The 17,267-nt window shown below is 44.3% G+C and carries 11 protein-coding genes; 1 reads left to right on the forward strand and 10 read right to left on the reverse strand.

Translation table 11 applies throughout. The features are described from left to right. Positions 1 to 136: 136 nt before the first annotated feature. From nifK to nifB, 4 genes are all read right to left on the reverse strand, one after another. Entirely contained in the window at positions 137 to 1,678 is a 1,542-nt protein-coding gene (nifK, locus tag MHB56_RS08940; protein ID WP_076281907.1) for a nitrogenase molybdenum-iron protein subunit beta, read from the reverse strand. Next, positions 1,675 to 3,138: a nitrogenase molybdenum-iron protein alpha chain gene (gene nifD / locus MHB56_RS08945; protein WP_076129186.1), complete on the reverse strand. Its 1,464-nt coding sequence runs from the start codon at positions 3,136 to 3,138 to the stop codon at positions 1,675 to 1,677. The genes nifK and nifD overlap by 4 nt, the downstream gene beginning before the upstream one ends. Positions 3,139 to 3,213: 75 nt before the next feature. Beyond that, positions 3,214 to 4,083, reverse strand: a complete 870-nt coding sequence (nifH, locus tag MHB56_RS08950; RefSeq protein ID WP_256717248.1) for a nitrogenase iron protein — start codon at positions 4,081 to 4,083, stop codon at positions 3,214 to 3,216. Positions 4,084 to 4,086: 3 nt separating this feature from the next. Continuing rightward, positions 4,087 to 5,463, reverse strand: a complete 1,377-nt coding sequence (gene nifB, locus MHB56_RS08955) for a nitrogenase cofactor biosynthesis protein NifB (RefSeq protein ID WP_341143492.1) — start codon at positions 5,461 to 5,463, stop codon at positions 4,087 to 4,089. A gap of 662 nt (positions 5,464 to 6,125) precedes the next feature. On the opposite strand from nifB, the gene MHB56_RS08960 reads away from it, so the two are divergent. Then, positions 6,126 to 6,953: a TerC family protein gene (locus MHB56_RS08960; protein WP_036679597.1), complete on the forward strand. Its 828-nt coding sequence runs from the start codon at positions 6,126 to 6,128 to the stop codon at positions 6,951 to 6,953. 78 nt (positions 6,954 to 7,031) lie between these two features. On the opposite strand, the gene MHB56_RS08965 is transcribed toward MHB56_RS08960, so the two are convergent. The 6 genes from MHB56_RS08965 to MHB56_RS08990 all read right to left on the reverse strand — a co-directional run bounded on the left by MHB56_RS08965 (position 7,032) and on the right by MHB56_RS08990 (position 17,219). Beyond that, complete coding sequence (locus MHB56_RS08965; protein WP_076218885.1) at positions 7,032 to 8,693, reverse strand: response regulator transcription factor; 1,662 nt, start codon at positions 8,691 to 8,693, stop codon at positions 7,032 to 7,034. After that, complete coding sequence (locus MHB56_RS08970) at positions 8,671 to 10,434, reverse strand: sensor histidine kinase (RefSeq protein ID WP_341143493.1); 1,764 nt, start codon at positions 10,432 to 10,434, stop codon at positions 8,671 to 8,673. Before MHB56_RS08970 ends, MHB56_RS08965 begins: the two co-directional genes overlap by 23 nt. Before the next feature lie 83 nt (positions 10,435 to 10,517). Next, positions 10,518 to 11,405 (reverse strand): carbohydrate ABC transporter permease, encoded by an 888-nt coding sequence (locus tag MHB56_RS08975; RefSeq protein WP_038573097.1) that lies wholly within the window; start codon positions 11,403 to 11,405, stop codon positions 10,518 to 10,520. A 19-nt stretch (positions 11,406 to 11,424) separates the two neighbouring features. Next, positions 11,425 to 12,330 carry an ABC transporter permease gene (locus MHB56_RS08980; protein ID WP_341143494.1) on the reverse strand — a complete coding sequence of 302 codons (906 nt, stop codon included), beginning with the start codon at positions 12,328 to 12,330 and terminating at the stop codon, positions 11,425 to 11,427. Positions 12,331 to 12,513: 183 nt separating this feature from the next. Beyond that, positions 12,514 to 14,166 carry an extracellular solute-binding protein gene (locus MHB56_RS08985; RefSeq protein WP_341143495.1) on the reverse strand — a complete coding sequence of 551 codons (1,653 nt, stop codon included), beginning with the start codon at positions 14,164 to 14,166 and terminating at the stop codon, positions 12,514 to 12,516. A gap of 680 nt (positions 14,167 to 14,846) precedes the next feature. Then, complete coding sequence (locus MHB56_RS08990; protein ID WP_076279966.1) at positions 14,847 to 17,219, reverse strand: YcdB/YcdC domain-containing protein; 2,373 nt, start codon at positions 17,217 to 17,219, stop codon at positions 14,847 to 14,849. Positions 17,220 to 17,267 lie beyond the last annotated feature (48 nt).

The raw sequence follows: 17,267 nt of genomic DNA on the forward strand, positions 1-17,267 counted from the left end.
TCCTTACGCTTAAAATGCTCAATTATTCAGTGTCACTACGATAAATATTGCACTTCCGGCCGCTCCCCAACGCTCGGCTCCGTATGAGGACGAGGGAATGAATCGGAAGTATACGATTCGGCTTAACGTTCTCCTACTAACGAACAAGATCGTGGTTGAAGCCAGATGAATCCTCATCCAACCCCTGCAGAATTGTATTTACTATAGTAGTTAACAAGTTCAAGGCACCTTGATAACCGATAATCGGATAACGATGCAGATGATGGCGGTCAAAGACAGGGAAGCCTACACGGATCAAAGGAACGTCGGCATCTTTGGCAGCAAATTTAAGATGAGAGCTTCCAATGGCCAGATCCACAGGATCATCAATCAGCAGAGAGCGCATATGCCACAAATCATTTCCGATATGAACCGTTGTTTCTGCTCCGTAGGGGCTGGCAGCAAGCAGAGCTTTCGCTTCTTCTTTAAATCCGTTTTCCCCATTAGAGCACACAATATGAATAGGCTCTATACCGACTTCCAGACAGAATTCAATCAGGCCGATCAGCAAATCCGGATCGCCAACTAAAGCCACTCGTTTGCCATGCAGATAAGGGTGGCTATCGAGCAAAGCATCCACTACCCGGCCACGTTCTTCCACAAGCTCAGGCGGAATGGGCAATCCCGTTAATTCACTGATAGACTCTATTAGCCGATCTGTGGCATGAATGCCCAGCGGAGTCGACATCGCAACGGTCTGTTGTTTCCATGTGCCGCTGATGTATTCCAATGTTTTTTTGACAGAATATTTCTGAAGTGAAAGAGTTCCCAACGCATTAGCTGCCTTCGGCACATCCGCCAGCTTCGTTCCCCCATAATAATAGGAATATTCTCCCGTAGCCGGGGAATCAAAATTTCCGCTGTGGTCACCAAGGAAGGTGTAGCCTGTATCAAACGCGGCAAGGATTTTTCGAATTTCCGCAAAATTCCCCGTATAAGGCTCAAACCCTAAAATGACATTCAGCTTCTCTCCAGTTCCCTCTCCACTGCCAGGGGTAGCTTCAATCCCAGAGCGGATGAACAAGGTACTGAGGATGGACTTTAACATGGAATCGTAACCTGTAATATGTGATCCGGAAAAACTTGGCGTGTTGGCGTAGGGCACTGGAATTTCGTTCGAAATTGCATCCTTCTGGCGGGCATTGGATATAAAAGCCTGCAGATCATCCCCTATAACCTCAGCCATACATGTAGTGGATACAGCTATCATCTCTGGCTTATAGAGCGCCACACTATTTTCAAGACCATCAATAAGATTATTCATCCCTCCAAACACCGCACCATCTTCTGTCATAGAGGAAGAAACTGCGGGGGTCGGCTCCTTGAAATGACGGCTTAAATGACTACGAAAATACGCAGTGCAGCCTTGAGAGCCATGTATAAACGGCAGAGTTTTTTCGAATCCCAGCGCAGCCATCAAGGCTCCTAGGGGCTGGCATGCTTTATGAGGATTAACTACCAGTGAGGTGCGGGCAAAATTCTTATCCTTATATTCAGACGACTTCGAGTAGGCTAATGCTTCTGCTGTCTCTTGCTCACTGCAGGGTGCCTCGAATACTTTTTTCCCTTCACGTTGCTTCACATAGGGTTCAGTTTGAAATAATGTATTGTAATCTGGGATCTCCAGTTTGTCCTTCATACGCCCGCCTCCTTTTTAGGGAGTGATCCTGTTTTCCCTGAATTAATCAAGCTCCACACTGGGCTGTTAATGGTCATGTCCATGTCCTTAGCAAAAATCTTAAACCCATCATAGCCATGGTAAGGACCACTATAATCCCAAGAGTGCATTTGCCGGAAAGGAATACCCATCTTGTGATACACATATTTCTCCTTCACACCCGAGCCCATCAGATCAATATCAAGTCTTTGCGCAAGCTCTTCCAGCTCGTAAGCGGTTGGATCATCGTAGATAATAGTGCCTTCCGGAAGTTCAGGGAATGTCTTCTCGTAATCATCCTTGTGAGCGAACTCATAACCTGTGCCCACTACCTCCATCCCCAGATCCTCATAAGCCCCCAGTGTATGGCGGGCACGTAATCCGCCTACCAGCAGCATGACCTTTTTACCTTCCAGCCGGGGTTTAAATTTAGAGATTATCGCCTCCATTTGTGGCGTGTACTTAGCGATGACTTTCTCGCAGTTTTCCTGAATATATTCATCAAACCTTGCGGCGATGGCTCGAAGGCTTTCAGCGGTTTTGGTCGGCCCGAAAAAGTTGTATTCCAGCCAAGGAATCCCATATGCTTTCTCCATCGTCGTTACCATATAGTTCATGGAGCGATGACAGTGAATCAGATTGAGCTTCGCCTTATGCGCAATCGCCAATTCATTGATGGTTCCATCCCCAGACCACTGCGCAATAACACGCAGACCCATTTCCTCCAGTAAAATGCGTGAAGCCCAAGCGTCCCCACCGATGTTATAATCTCCGATAATATTAATATCGTAAGGACCACATTCCGCAAGCTCCTTCTTCCCCATCAGAAAATCACGGATCGCATCGTTAGCAATATGATGACCCAAGGATTGGCTAACCCCACGGAACCCTTCACAACGAACGGGAATGATCGGGATACCTAGCTCGATAGACATTTTTTTGGACACCGCTTCAATATCGTCTCCGATTAGCCCCACAGGACACTCTGATTGGATCGAAATTCCTTTAGCCAGTGGGAACATTTCTTTAATTTCACGGCAAATGACTTCAAGCTTCTTGTCACCGCCAAATACAATATCTGTCTCCTGAAAATCACTCGTCACCTGCATAGCCGTAAAATTATCAATGCCCAGTGTTCCGTTGGCATAATTCCGTCTTGTTCCCCAGCTATATTGCCCACAACCTACAGGACCATGGCTGATATGCACCATATCCTTGATCGGGCCCCAGACCACGCCCTTCGAACCGGCATAAGCACATCCTCTTTGGGTCATAACCCCCGGACGGGACTTCATATTCGATTTGATGGCGCATTTGCCACAGTTTATTAACTCTTCATTATTGATTTCAAAATGCTTCTGACGATCCTTCCGTGCCTTTTCCGGGTAAGCCTCAAGAATCTCTTCGAGCATCTTTTGGTTATCTTCGATATTAAGCCCCATTCTGAACCCTCCTCATCCCTTAGAGTGATCCAGTGAACAGCCGTCTCTCCACTCCTGTTCACCGGACGAACCTAATTATTGGCCAGATGCCTGCAGCTTTTTCAGCGCCGTCTCTTCATCCTCAATCACACCAAATTCCATGAGTAAATCCTCCAGCTCTTCCATAGAAATCGGGGTCGGGATTGTCATCATATTGTTATTCAGGATCTTTTCTGCCAAAATCTCATATTCTCTCGCTTGCTGATGATGAGGATTATATTGGGCCACGGTCATTCTTCTCAGCTCTGCATGCTGAACCACATTATTCCGCGGGACAAAATGGATCATTTGTGTATTCAAACGGCGTGCCAGCTCCATAATGAGCTCATCCTCACGGTCCGTATTACGACTGTTGCAGATCAGACCGCCCAATCTTACGCCACCGCTGTTGGCATACTTTAGAATTCCGCGCGCAATGTTATTGGCCGCATACATAGCCATCATTTCCCCGGAGCATACGATATAAATTTCCTGTGCTTTATTCTCACGGATCGGCATTGCAAATCCACCGCATACCACATCACCAAGTACGTCATAGGATACAAAATCCAATCCTTCATAAGCCCCTTGCTGCTCCAAAAAATTAATAGCTGTAATAATCCCGCGGCCGGCACAACCCACACCCGGTTCAGGTCCACCACACTCCACATTAAGAATGTCGCCATATCCCAACTGAACTACATCCTCGAGCTCCAAATCCTCAACCGTTCCTCTTTCTGCTGCCAATTGGAGCACTGAATTCTGAGCTTTAGTGTTCAAAATCAGCCGTGTGGAGTCCGCTTTAGGATCACAGCCTACGATCATTGTTTTTTGACCAAATTTAGTGGCGAGCTGCGCCAAAGTGTTCTGCGAAGTTGTGGATTTACCGATACCGCCCTTACCGTAAAAAGCTATTTGTCTCATCATTCATCATCCCTTCGAAATCGATATATTTTCAAAATAAGAGCTGAATTTCACACTTTCTAGAATCGCATCCTGTATTTCACCTTTACGCACCAGAGGCAATACTCCGGCTTTATTTAAGCTGGCGCGAGGGACATCGCCAATACCAGAACAGAGCAATATTTGACAGTCCTGTAATATAGAAATAATTTCTTGTAACGTGGCATTCTTATCCCCATTACAATCCGCTTTACCGTGGCAATAGGCCTGAATCTTTCTGATACCTAGCAGTTTCACGTTTATTCCATCCGTTTCATAAACCATGAACTCTGTCGCGTGGCCAAAATGTTGATTGACCTTATCCCCACCACGTGTAGCAACAGCGACTTTGGTGGTGTGCTGCCCTTGCTGGAAAGAGTTCTGCCTTAGCTCTTTGGCTTTGACACGCTGACGGATTTTGGCATCGAGTTCACGTTGAAAGAGCGCTCTAGCTCGCTCATTAATAACTGGATTTTCATCCATCTTTTCTAATATAAAATCCTGATTACGATCCTGACCTAGCAGCCCAATGGCATCAGCACGACATTGCCGACAATGGCGCATGACCTTCATCCCTTCGCGCCCAAGCACTTCCTGCAGGTTGTGCAGTTCTTTAGGACGCGGCGCCTTGCGCCCATCCCGTTCATACTGACTTCCCGGTGCGATAATTAAAGGCGTCACATTATGCAGAGTTGCCCCGAGCGCTTTAACTGTTCGCGATACTTCAGGGAGATGATGATCATTGACCCCTGGAATCATAACGGAATTAACTTTAACAAGAACACCTTGCTGCGCCAGTAGCTCCAAACCTTGAAGCTGGCGGCTGATCAGCAGCTCCGCTGCTTCTTGTCCTTCGTACCGGATCCCTTCGTCAACAACCCATGGATAAATTTCACGGCCCACATTGGGATCAATGGCATTGATGGTGATCGTGACATGACGGATACCTAGCGCTAGTATGGCGTCTACATGCCTGTAAAGGGTCAATCCATTAGTACTCAGGCAAAGGGTAACATCAGGGACCTGCCGCTTGACTCGTTCGAACGTGTCAAAGGTTCGTTCTGGATTCGCCAGCGGATCACCCGGACCTGCAATCCCAACTACCGACAGTTGCATCAGCTGTGCGGCTACACCTTTCACTTTGCGTTCAGCTTGCTCTGGAGTTAGCACTTCACTAACTACACCAGGCCTGCTTTCATTCACACAATCGAATTTCCGGTTGCAGTAATTACATTGGATGTTACAGGCGGGAGCAACCGGGATGTGCATCCTAGCAAAAAAACGATGAGCTTCCTCACTGTAGCAGGGATGGCGGCTGAGCTCCTCCTCTGCTTCAATGGATAACCTCGATGACGCCTGCGGCATTTCCCCACCTCCTAAAAATTTTATGCAGCATGAACTACTAGTACTTCTTCGCAGTAAAACTCACTCCGATAGAACAACTCATGTAATTTTAGTTAATATAGTTCTCGCTTGATTGCTTTGATTAGTTTCATCATATTTTCATCAACCTACATCGTCAATCGAGTTTTCCCTTTTTAAGTCCTGTTTTTCCTTATGTTTGCAGTTTCGTCATATTAAATGTTAGTTTATATAACCTATATATATCATGTCTCCGTTTCCATTTTATTCAATCTCTGTTGATTCTCCGTCATCATGTCATGTTTCTGGCCATTTTAAGGATTCTTAAAAGATAGAATCCATTTATTTCTGCAACTTTTATTGACAATGACTTTCATCTCGTATATGATCTCTTTAGGCAAGAACACATTGAATAATCTTAAAAATTTAATATATCCCGTAAAGGGGAGTAGCTGTTAAATAAAGTCGTCAATACGAGAATATGAGGATATTCTCCGGCTTTATTGGCAATTCACATTGTTAGCGAGACCTTTACCAATCAGGTTAGACCTTTATTCCAAAGGCTAATCTGTTTGGTAAAGGTCTTTTTTATATAAATTTGGTTAAAATGGTAGGGTAGATATCTTTTGGTAGATATTTGCATTCAAAAAGGGAGGACAACAGTAATGGATTGGGGATTATTATTAGAGTACGGTTGGGTATTGCTTGTTCTGGTAGCACTAGAGGGACTACTCGCCGCAGATAACGCATTGGTATTGGCAATTATGGTTAAGCACCTTCCTGATGAGGAAAGAAAAAAAGCGTTGTTTTACGGATTAGCGGGGGCCTTCGTGTTCCGATTCGGTTCGCTATTTGTCATCTCCTATCTGGTCGATATCTGGCAAGTACAAGCCATCGGCGCGATTTATTTATTATTTATCGCGGGTAATCATATTTTCCGAAAACTGTTGTTTAAGAAGCCCGTCACAGATGAAGCTGCTGAAAGCGGCACTGACGGTGCGGTCAATAAAAAGAAATCCAGCTTTTGGTTTACTGTTCTGAAGGTAGAAGTTGCTGACATCGCCTTCGCGGTCGATTCCATCCTAGCCGCAGTTGCACTCGCGGTTGCTCTTCCTGCAAGTGGTCTTCCAAAAATCGGAGGCCTCGATGGCGGACAATTCCTCGTCATCTTTGCCGGTGGATTTATCGGTCTGGTCATTATGCGTTTCGCAGCTTCCTTCTTCGTTAAGTTGCTGCATTCCCGTCCAGGACTTGAAATTGCAGCCTTCTTTATCGTAGGTTGGGTGGGTGTTAAGCTCTCAGTCATTACATTGGCGCACCCTTCACTTGGTGTTCTGTCCGAAGATTTCGCTCATAGTACCTGGTGGAAAGCCACCTTCTACGTTGTGCTCGTACTCATCGCTGTAATCGGCTGGTTTATGAGTAGCCACAAGGTTGAAGAGAATGTTGGCGAGAATCCGGTTCGAGAAGTAGACAAACAACTCGGTAAGTAATCGTTAAAATACAGCCACAAACCATACCCCGAAAGATGCACCTTCTGAACAGGTGTCCGTCTTTCGGGGTATTGCTATTTATCCTCGTTTTTGCTCTCGATATTCCTGCGGCGTACAGCCAACGGTTTTTTTGAAGAATCGAAAAAAATAGTGCTGATCACTAAACCCGAGCTGGCCGGAGATCTCGTGCATTTTTAGAGCAGTTCCAAGCAGCAGCTCCTTACTCAGCTCCACTTTTTTCTCCAGAATATAATCAGAAATCCCCTTCCCTGTCGTTCTTTTATACCAGCGTGACAGATAGGACGGATTAAGTGAGACTTCCTGCGCAATCCGGGTTAAGGACAAATCATCGGCCAGATGGGATTTAATATATTGGTGGATCATGGACAGGATATTCGATTCATCATGTTTATAGGTAGCGCTTCTGTTCGAGATAATCCATTCAAAAAACGTGTGATAAAAAGAGATGACATCCGACCAGTGTGTATTGATATTAAAATATAACATGCGTGATAAATTCATACCGCTATGTGCTTTTTCCGTTAAACCTAACTCTTGTAAAGTCTGCAGCAGAGTGTTACTGATCCCAGACATTAATCTTAATCTCAAAAAAGGATCCTCCGGCCCACCTTCCCCCGAGAGCTCCACCCATTTGCGAAAAGATGTGCCCCAATCGAGATCACCTTCAAGCAGCCTTTGTTTTAAATAGTCGAGCAGTAATTCCGCTGTTGCATTTCGATTATGCATAGAACCTGGACTTGGGCCCACTTCCTTGGTATTTATCCTCAGCAGCTTTTCCATCCCAAGTCCGGGGCTATCAAAAATGGCTAATCGTAAACGGTTCAAGGCATAGTTCAGCTCATGCCAATGCACTTCCTGATCACTGGCGATGATAGACACAGATAGTTGCAGACATTTGCCACAGGCTTGTTGAACGGATTCCATTGTTCCGTGGACGAAGCGCAGCGTTTTTAACCAGAGCTCTTCTTCCTTGATTGAGGATACACTTTCACTTTTAGGCTGAACAAAACAAGCTATCGTCCCCGGATCCAGATCCACAGCCTTAACTTCAACCTTGTCGCTGAGCAGCTCCTCCGCAATATTGGCTACCGCATAACGAATTAAACTCCGGTCTGAAGCCGTTTCATAATTTCGCCAAGCCTCCATCCGCAGAATAATAGGCAGGACGGATCCATCCGCTTTGAACGGGAGCTGAATGGCATCGAATTCAACCTGCAAGCTCTGCCGGTCTATCCGTTCGGTGCGTCTTAGAATATCGTGTAATAACTGCTGCTGTAACTGGGGCAGCGCGCGCGGGAGCTTGTCGCGAAGCCACTGGCTTTTATAGAAATAATCCTCTTCTGAAGATATTTTCTCCAAAGTCAGCTCCACAGCGGCACGAATTTTATCCATCCCCTCTGTCTTCAATAAATAGTCAACTACACATGGATTTCGGATCGCCTGATGGGCAAAATCGAATTCATTATGTCCTGTCAGCAGAATTACTTTACAACGTGGCCAGCGGTCGACAATTTCCTGAATTAACGCCATCCCATCCATACCTGGCATACAGATGTCACTAAGCACAATATCTATTTTTACGGTATTAAGCCAGTCTATGGCATGATCCGCTGAATGAACCTTTATGATCTCCAAATCTTTAAAATCTGCCTTTACAAAAAATTCGTACAGCCCATCCAAAATATTAGGCTCATCATCAACTATCATCATTCGTTGCATCCTGCACGTCCCCTTTAAGCGGTAAATTGACTCTTACACAAAGTCCGCCCAAACTGCTTCTCTCTGCCATCAAGCCATAAGGGGAACCAAATTTGATCCTCAATCTCTGATTTACATTTAATAAACCCGTGATCTCCCCCTGAATGGCATTCTGCTCGGAGAACTGGCGCTGCAAGAGATTTAACTTGTCCTCACTAAGTGAGTCACCGTTATCTTCTATTATAATAGTCAGCGTATGCTCAACTTTTTCATAACTCATTTTTAATAGGCCATTGCTGCTTTTTTGCTTAAGCCCATGCTCGAATACATTTTCAATAATGGGCTGCAGGAGAACCCGTGGGACTTTGATGTCCCGGCAATCCGCTGCAATCTCATCTACCTCAGCTCTAATTCTCGCGCCAAAACGAATCCGCTGTATAGCCAGATAGACCAAAGCATGCTCCTGCTCTTGCTGCAAAGTAACCTCCTGGGCGGAATCCCGGGTCATGTACCGAAAATATTGCCCTAAATAATCAGAGAATTCCTTGATCAGCTCTACATTTTCCACCTCAGCCATCTGTTTTATGCTAAATAGACTGTTATAGAGAAAATGAGGCGTGATCTGCGATTGTAAATGTTTAAGCTCCGCTTCCCCTGTCCGGATACGCTGCACGTAGTTCTCATCGATTAACGTATTCAGATGCTTAAGCATCTCATTGAAACGAGAATATAGATACCCAAACTCATCCCTGCGGGAGTGAGTTATAAAGATCCCCGTCTGCCCCTGCTCCGCTTTCTTAAACCCCCTGATAAGAATAGACATCGGGCGATGAATCATCCTGTATGTCCATAAAGAGAACAAGATAATGATCACTATCGAGACAACGAACAACAGCCATAGCAACAATGAGTAGACATGAATCGGCTTCATGAGCACCGTATTGGGAATATTTGCGGTCAGCCTAAAGTTATTGCTGTGATCGTAGAGCGAATAGTAAAAAGAATTATCAAAACGATACCGCTGCACACTTACAGTCTCTTCACTATTTAGTGGTTTCTCTATGGGGAACAACCTGGGCTTCTGGTCAGAAGTTGATATCACATAATCGTTATTGCCGAAGGCTAACGTAATATCGCTCCCCCCTGATACCGCAAATTCTTTCAAACGCAACTCAAGCTCAGGTGAGGAAAGCTTCACTCCCAGCAAAAAATTAGGTGAAAGATTGCGATCCAGGTTATAAGGATTACTACGCAGTAAATATAAGTCATCTTCGTATTTAGATAAAGCACCCTTCAGATTGCCCATAGTGGCCAGCAGACTTTGCCATTCCTCGTTGGTTACATCCCTAACCCCCACCGCAGCGCTAACCCGCTTATTAATTTCCGGTACATAATACACAACATCACTAATATAAGGACTGGTTTCTTTGATTTGTTTTAGCTTGGTGTATATATTGTTCAGATTAGAATCCACTTCGTACCGGCTCATAATTGGAATACGGGTACTGAAAGTAGCCAGCGTTTCATCCTGAGAGTACTCCGTGACTAAGCCCGTTATCCGTTGCAGCTCAAATTCAAGATGGCTGTAGTAAAAATGAACCTTCGATTCGTTCGCCCTCTCCACTTCAGCTTGCATTTGGTTGGAGCTATAGTAGGTAATAGATACACTCAGCGCGCAGAGTGGAAGCATGACCAATAGGAAAGCTCCGATCAGCTTGATCACAATGGAATCGGGGTTCCACCCGATGGAGAATGATTTCATTGGAATTTTCTCCCTCTTCTATCGAATAATAATAAAGAAGGAGCCATGTTCAGGCTCCTTCTTATTTTTAGGTCCAGTCCAGTTTAACCCTTTACACTACCCACGACTAGTCCATGCACAAAATATCTTTGCAGGAACGGATAAATCGCCAGGATCGGAATGATAGACAAGAAGATCTGGGAGGCTTGCGTTGTACGGTCTGAGATTTGGTTTAATAACGCAGCTTGTTCAAAAGTAATATTTTCGGTCTGGATCGATACCTGCTGAAGTATGGATTGTAAATAGGTGGCCAGCGGATAATGTTCCGGGCTTCTCATATAAATCATGCCATCGAACCATGCATTCCAGTGACCTACCAAAGCGAACAACGTAATGGTCGCAATACTTGGCATAGATACCGGCAGGTACACACTCCATAACGTGCGTAAGTGTCCCGCGCCATCCATCCATGCGGCTTCCTCCAATTCTTTGGGCAAACCTCTGAAGAAATTGAGCATAAGCAGAACATTAAAGATCGGCACCGCGCCCGGTATAACAAGCGACCAGATGCTATCCAGCAGCCCCATTTCCTTTACAATTAAATAGCCAGGAATCAGACCCCCGCTGAAGAGCATCGTGAACACAAAAATCCAGGCATACACGGTCCGTGAGCGGAAGGACTTTGCCTCTTTAGACAGCGGATAAGCTACTAGAATCGTAAACAACAAGTTAACGGATACCCCAAGCACTACCCGGAGCAGACTAGTTCCGAAGGAGTGAATGAACTGGTTGTTCTGAAGGATATATTTATAGGAAGAAAGAGTGAAATCCACAGGCCAGAAGGTTACGCTACCCGCGTTAACAGCTGCGCTGGAGCTGAAAGAGATCGCCAGAATATTCACGATTGGAAAAAGACAAAGCACCGCGAGCAAAGTCAGAAATACATAATTGCAGCGGAGAAACCAACGATAAGCAGTTGAAGTATGGTGCATTTAGTCCACTCCTTTCTCTCTAAAAAATCCGATATTTAGCAAAACGATACGCCAGATAATAACCCAGCCCGATAAATACGAAGGAAACTACCGATTTTATCAAGCCTAGTGCGGTCGATACAGAGTACTGAGCATCCTGTAGACCAATTCGGTAAATCATCGTGTCCAAAATATCACCTGATTCATACACTAGCGGATTGTACAGGTTGAACACTTGGTCAAATCCCCCATTCAGGACGTTGCCAAGGCTGAGTGTAAGCATCAGGATCATAATCGGGCGAATGCCCGGAAGCGTAATATGCCAGGTCTGCTTCCGTCTTCCGGCACCATCGATTACAGCAGCTTCATAAAGGGAGGAGTCAATGCTGGTTAAAGCCGCCAAATAAATGATCGTCCCGAATCCAAACTCCTTCCATTGATCTGTGATCACTAGTACGTATGGGAACCAGCTATTGTCCGCTAGAAATTGAATAGGCTGCATGCCTAGTGCTTTTAAAAGCATGTTGACAATCCCGCTGCTCGGAGACAGTACATCTACGATAATCCCGCCCAAGATAACCCATGAGAAAAAGTGCGGCATATAAATAATCGTCTGAATCGAACGTTTGAAGCCGTTTACACGAACCTCATTAAGCAATAAAGCCGCTATAACTGGCACGGTCAGCCCAGCAATAATTTTCATGACGGAGATAAATACAGTATTCCATACGACCTGACCAAAACCGGGAAGCTCAAACAAATAACGAAAGTTTTCGAGCCCTGTCCAGTTCATATTCTTAAACCCTGAAATCGGGGAAAAATTCTGGAAGGCAATTACAAGGCCAGCCATCGGAATATAACTAAAAATAATGATTACTATTAAGGCAGGTAAAATCATTAAATGGAGCGGAATATTACGTAGAAATTGCTTAGTATTAAAGTGCATATGCTTTCTCCTCCTTGTATCTCAATTATAGAGCAGCCCCAAATTGCCTTAATAGTGTAGCGTATTGACTTTAAGTATCTTTTGTTGACCTGGTTATCGAACCGAATAGCTGTTCAGCCAAAAAAAGAACTGCCCGTTTGTCATTATCATGACTAGGGGCAGTCCTCTTCTGCGTCGTTTTTACTAGTTTGCTTTTACGATATCATTTACTTCTTTCGTTATTTGATCTCCACCGAGCTTTTTCCAGTTGGCTACGAATTTGTCGAATTCATCGATAGGAAGACTTCCGTAAATGATTTTGACAAAGGTCTCTGCACGCAGTTTATCCAAGGTAGCCGCTTTGCTGTTCATCGTTTTAGTTGGGGCATAAATGAACTCATTCATCAACACCAAGTCATTGTCGCGGTAGTGTTTGATAACCGATTGTGAGCTAAGCGGCCCAAAGATCCGTTCCATATGCCATTTATCAAGATCTCCACCGCGGTAGCTTTGAATATCATCATAGAATAATTTAGCTTCAAGGCCCATGTTTGAGGTATCTCCCGATTCAAGGGCTTTTTCCACTTCATCCTGTGCTTTTACATTTTTGTTCGGTGGCAGGTTGGATACAACCGCATTTTGGAAGCCCAGACCTGTGTCCCCGTTCAAATATTTTGCCCGTTCTGTTTTAGCGGACTCCCCAAACATTTTCTCTGCTTGGAAATTAAGCAGCTTGATCAATGCCTCCGGATGTTCGTAGCCCTTACGGACCGCGAATACGCCACCAATTGTAAGATGGTTTTGGGTTTTGGCAGGTTGGTCATCAATAGATTGTACTGGATAAGGCACCCAGTTAACATTTTGATCCTTTTTAATCATGTCCTTTACTTGGAAAGGGGCCCATTGCGGCAAAAATAACATACCGGATTTACCAGCATTCACATCCTCCATCGCTTTGGCAAAGTCTTTTACCCCAAACTCTGGATCAATGACTCCTTCTTTATACAATCTTTGCAGCTCCGCAAGTCCAGCCTTTACCTCCGGTTGAATCGTACCATTCACAACCTCGCCATCGGCGTTTTTGATCCAAGTTTCCAGGTAAGCATGGTACCCGAGTAGAAACGCATTGATTGGCAAGTCCTTGTTCAACGAAATGCCGTAAGTATCCTGTTTGCCATTTCCGTCTGGATCTTTAAATGTAAAGTCTTCTGCAATCTTAATAATATCCTGCATGGATGTTGGCTCTGCCAGATTCAGCTTGTCCATCCAGTCTTTTCGAATCCATATCATATCAGAGGAATCCAGCGAACCCGGGAAGCTTACCATCGCCATCAGTTTTCCATCTTTCGTAACCGGCTTTAGCCCTGCTCCGTCCTCTTCTGCGTAATATTCTTTGACAAGATCCGAAGCATATTTATCAAATACCCCGGTCAAATCCTCCAACATGCCAGCTTCATAAAGCTGCTCGAATTGCACCGTGGACACCTTTAACAAATCAGGCAAATCCCCGCTCGCCAAGGTAACATTCATTTTATCGTTATAGTTAGCATCAGCCACAATCCAGTCATAGGACACTTTAATCCCAAGCTCTTCCTCGTATCCTCTGGTCCAGATGTTATTGGAATGTGTATCGCCCTGCGCCAACGTCTCTTTGCCTGTTTCGTTCATCGTGGAGCGAAGTTTGATCGGCGGATCATATTTGGTTAAAGGGCCACCTTCCATTTCCGTTTGCACACTAGTGTTTCCCTCTGCGGAACTACTACTGTTTCCACTATTATTGCTGGAGCAACCACTGAAAACTAATGATAAAACAATGGCCGATGCCATTAAAGGCAAGCCTTTAATCTTTCTTTTCATCTATTGAACCTCCCTTATTTTCTATATCCTAATTGTAAGAAGAAAGCGTTAACACAGCGAGTGTGAACCGTTTACATTCGGTATCTTTTCTTTACCTATTCATGTTCGCCTAACAAAGCTCCGCTTTAGGGTCACTCTGATTATCATAATACTGTGAGTTTGTAAGTGTCTATGTATTGGTAATTAATTACACAAAAAAGAGGCTGATCCTTATACTATCCCTTAAGAATCTTAGCCATCAAGATTACCTATATAGTGAGCCGGCGGTGCATAGTGTAGGCGGAATGGACTGAGGATTGCGTTGAGGATTACGCGGCATTACGCGTTTAATTGTATTTAGTACACTTATAATGCATCAAATCACTCGGCCAAAGGATATAAGTGTATTCCGTACACTTATATTCTTGCTTTTCTCGCCAGTAGGTGAATTCTCTAGTTTTTAGTTGCAGAGAATGCAATTAAAGATATACATTCACCTTTTGCATAAGAAATAGCTGTATAGAATGCAGTTATTTTTCGGATTCCAGCAAGAATCGGCGCACAAAAAATGCTGAGAGAATACTGGAAACTGCATCTGCCAGATAGAGATGCTTTAGTCAATCCGCCGCGCTGCAAACTAAAAAACCAAACAGCGATTCTCCAATCGTCGGAGAATCGCTGCCTGGCTGTCTTATTAACACTTATTGACCTATGATCTGATCGGTCTTTCCTTGCAGCTCCACTAGCTTCATGATCACCGAAGCCGCCAGCGCTTTTGTTACATTCTGCTGCGGATTAAACTTGCCGTTGTCATCCTTTAAGAGTCCCAATTTCACAACAAGAGCCACGGCCCCTTTATTGTTTATAGCTGAGCTATCACTAAACTGACTTACAGTCACATCTTTATCAAGATAAGCTGTGAGTTTATTGTATTTCAAGAAATTAGCCAGATGAACAGCAAGCTGTTCCCGGGTTAACTTACTCTCTACTTGCAGGCTTTCATCCTTATTGATCCATTTACGATCTGCTGCAAAAATAACTGCATCATAATATGAATTCTCTGGCTTCACGCCTGCCACAGTTTTTCGTTCATTATTATTATAATAATTGGTGAAATTTGGACTAGAAGCTTTGGCAAGATAGGATAACCAATCACCGACAGTTATTTCTTGATCCGGGTTCACTTTGCCATCGGCATCCGGTGTAATCACATGGTGGTTTACCAATTCTGATAATTCCCGCTCTGCTGCATGACCTTTGATATCCGTTGCAGATAGTTGAGCATCTTGCTGACCGAGGTAATCATACACCGCAACCCATTTTCCAGTGGCTGCATCCAAAACCTGATTCAATCCATTAGATTCATCAAAGGTTGTATCATATACCAGCTTCACCTTCGGTGCGACATAGTTACTATAAGTATTGTATCCACCAACCTGAGTATACTTCAGTTTAGTCTGATATTTAGGTTTATAACTTTCGAGCGCTTCTTTCTTGGAAATTGTTGCATCAGGCGATAATGTGATTCCATCGATACCGCTTATCCGATTCCCCATGTAAGAAGTCAGTCTGCCGTAAAGATCCAAGCTTACCGTAATGGTGCTGTCACTCACAGGAATTCCTTGATGATATCTAATAAACTGGTATCCATATCCTGATCCGTCTGAAGTCAAACTCGAATTATCCCCGTATTCTACCAGCTTTAGCTTCTGGCTCGCCTGAGGATATAGACTATTAATTATACTAAGCGCTTTCACCTTCGCTTCAGCCTCACTAAGCTTCTTACCTCCAGCAGGTGCCGGCTCTTCCTTCTTCTTATCCTGAATAGCACCATAAGCTTGAACCTGGTACTGCAATACTTCACCGGTCTTTGCATCGATCTCAGCAGAGGATTGTTCTGGAAAGCCAGCACCAATGTAACGATCATTTCCATTACTGCCCCAGTATAGCTGCCAGATTTTCCGATCTGAATCCTGATAGTCATTTCTCAAGGTTTGCGAGATCAATTTACGATCTGCCGGGATATAAGCAACCTTCTCTACAAGCTGTGCTGCTTCTTTTGCAGAAAGCTCTGTACTAGAACTTCTTGCCTGAAAAACATCCTTGCTCTTCGCTACTTCTGAATACACGACTGAGGTGGATACGGATTCTTTTCCTTCATAATCTATCCGCTTGCCCGTTAATGCATCGATAGGATATAGAGACTGATCTATTGGACGCCAGCCTAGGATCCAGTTGTTAGGTTTTCCGTTCTTATAAATAGGAATGTAAAATAGGCCCACATCAAACTGTTCCGCAAATTGCTTCTGTGCTTGCTCCAAGGTAATCTTGGGCTGTGCAGATGGGTACTCAAGCCCTTGAGAAGACTTAGAGAATTGCGTTACAGTTCCGTTACCATCCACAACTATGTTAATGCTGTCCGATCCAGAAGGAATACCATTTTTCAGAATACTGAAGTTATATCCATATTGAACAGGACCGAATAATGATTCCGAAAAATAACTATAACCAACATTCTCATTTAATTGCAGCTCACTGCTCTTAACCGATGAGGCTGCCTTAGCCACAAAAGTCTTGGCGATCTCCAATGCCTGAGTCTGCGATACTTTCGGTGGATAATAGGATTCGTTCTTCTCCTGGGAGAATGAGAGATAGGTGTTGATGATATCACCATTAATGGCGTCTACCTCACTGCTAAAACCATATCCTATATTCCCTTCTTGAACCTGCCACTGAATATGCCAGATCATTTGATTTGCTGGAGCTGGGTAGCTTTGGTTAGATCCCAGTTGAACATTGTTTACAGTTGCATCTTTTAGAGATGGGAATAGTTCTTTTAACTTTGCAATGGCTTGCTCCTGCGTGAATTTCACTTTTGCAGGATCAGCCTCAGATTTCGTAGTCGTAGCTGGAGCCGCTGATTGCGTACTAACCTGCGTTACGGAAGTGTTGCTGCTAACAGATATAGAATCGGCTGCGGCTAAGCCAGGGGGTAAGAGTAACGCGAGTGCAACGGAAGTGATTAATACCGTTTTAGCTGTTTGATGAACAAAAAGAGTACTATTGCTTTTCAAAAGAATTCATCCTCCTCTAACACGTGATTCATATTATTATACAGATAT

This window comes from Paenibacillus sp. FSL H8-0315, from assembly GCF_038005365.1.
Classification (GTDB): Bacteria; Bacillota; Bacilli; order Paenibacillales; family Paenibacillaceae; genus Paenibacillus_AQ; species Paenibacillus_AQ odorifer.

What these genes read in the sequence shown, in the direction of transcription:
- nifH (WP_256717248.1), bottom strand. Translation starts at nt 4,083, where the DNA reads ATGATGAGACAAATAGCTTTTTACGGTAAGGGCGGTATCGGTAAATCC.
- MHB56_RS08960 (WP_036679597.1), top strand. Translation starts at nt 6,126, where the DNA reads ATGGATTGGGGATTATTATTAGAGTACGGTTGGGTATTGCTTGTTCTG.
- nifK (WP_076281907.1), bottom strand. Translation starts at nt 1,678, where the DNA reads ATGAAGGACAAACTGGAGATCCCAGATTACAATACATTATTTCAAACT.
- MHB56_RS08980 (WP_341143494.1), bottom strand. Translation starts at nt 12,330, where the DNA reads ATGCACTTTAATACTAAGCAATTTCTACGTAATATTCCGCTCCATTTA.
- nifD (WP_076129186.1), bottom strand. Translation starts at nt 3,138, where the DNA reads ATGGGGCTTAATATCGAAGATAACCAAAAGATGCTCGAAGAGATTCTT.
- MHB56_RS08985 (WP_341143495.1), bottom strand. Translation starts at nt 14,166, where the DNA reads ATGAAAAGAAAGATTAAAGGCTTGCCTTTAATGGCATCGGCCATTGTT.
- MHB56_RS08970 (WP_341143493.1), bottom strand. Translation starts at nt 10,434, where the DNA reads ATGAAATCATTCTCCATCGGGTGGAACCCCGATTCCATTGTGATCAAG.
- MHB56_RS08975 (WP_038573097.1), bottom strand. Translation starts at nt 11,405, where the DNA reads ATGCACCATACTTCAACTGCTTATCGTTGGTTTCTCCGCTGCAATTAT.
- nifB (WP_341143492.1), bottom strand. Translation starts at nt 5,463, where the DNA reads ATGCCGCAGGCGTCATCGAGGTTATCCATTGAAGCAGAGGAGGAGCTC.
- MHB56_RS08965 (WP_076218885.1), bottom strand. Translation starts at nt 8,693, where the DNA reads ATGCAACGAATGATGATAGTTGATGATGAGCCTAATATTTTGGATGGG.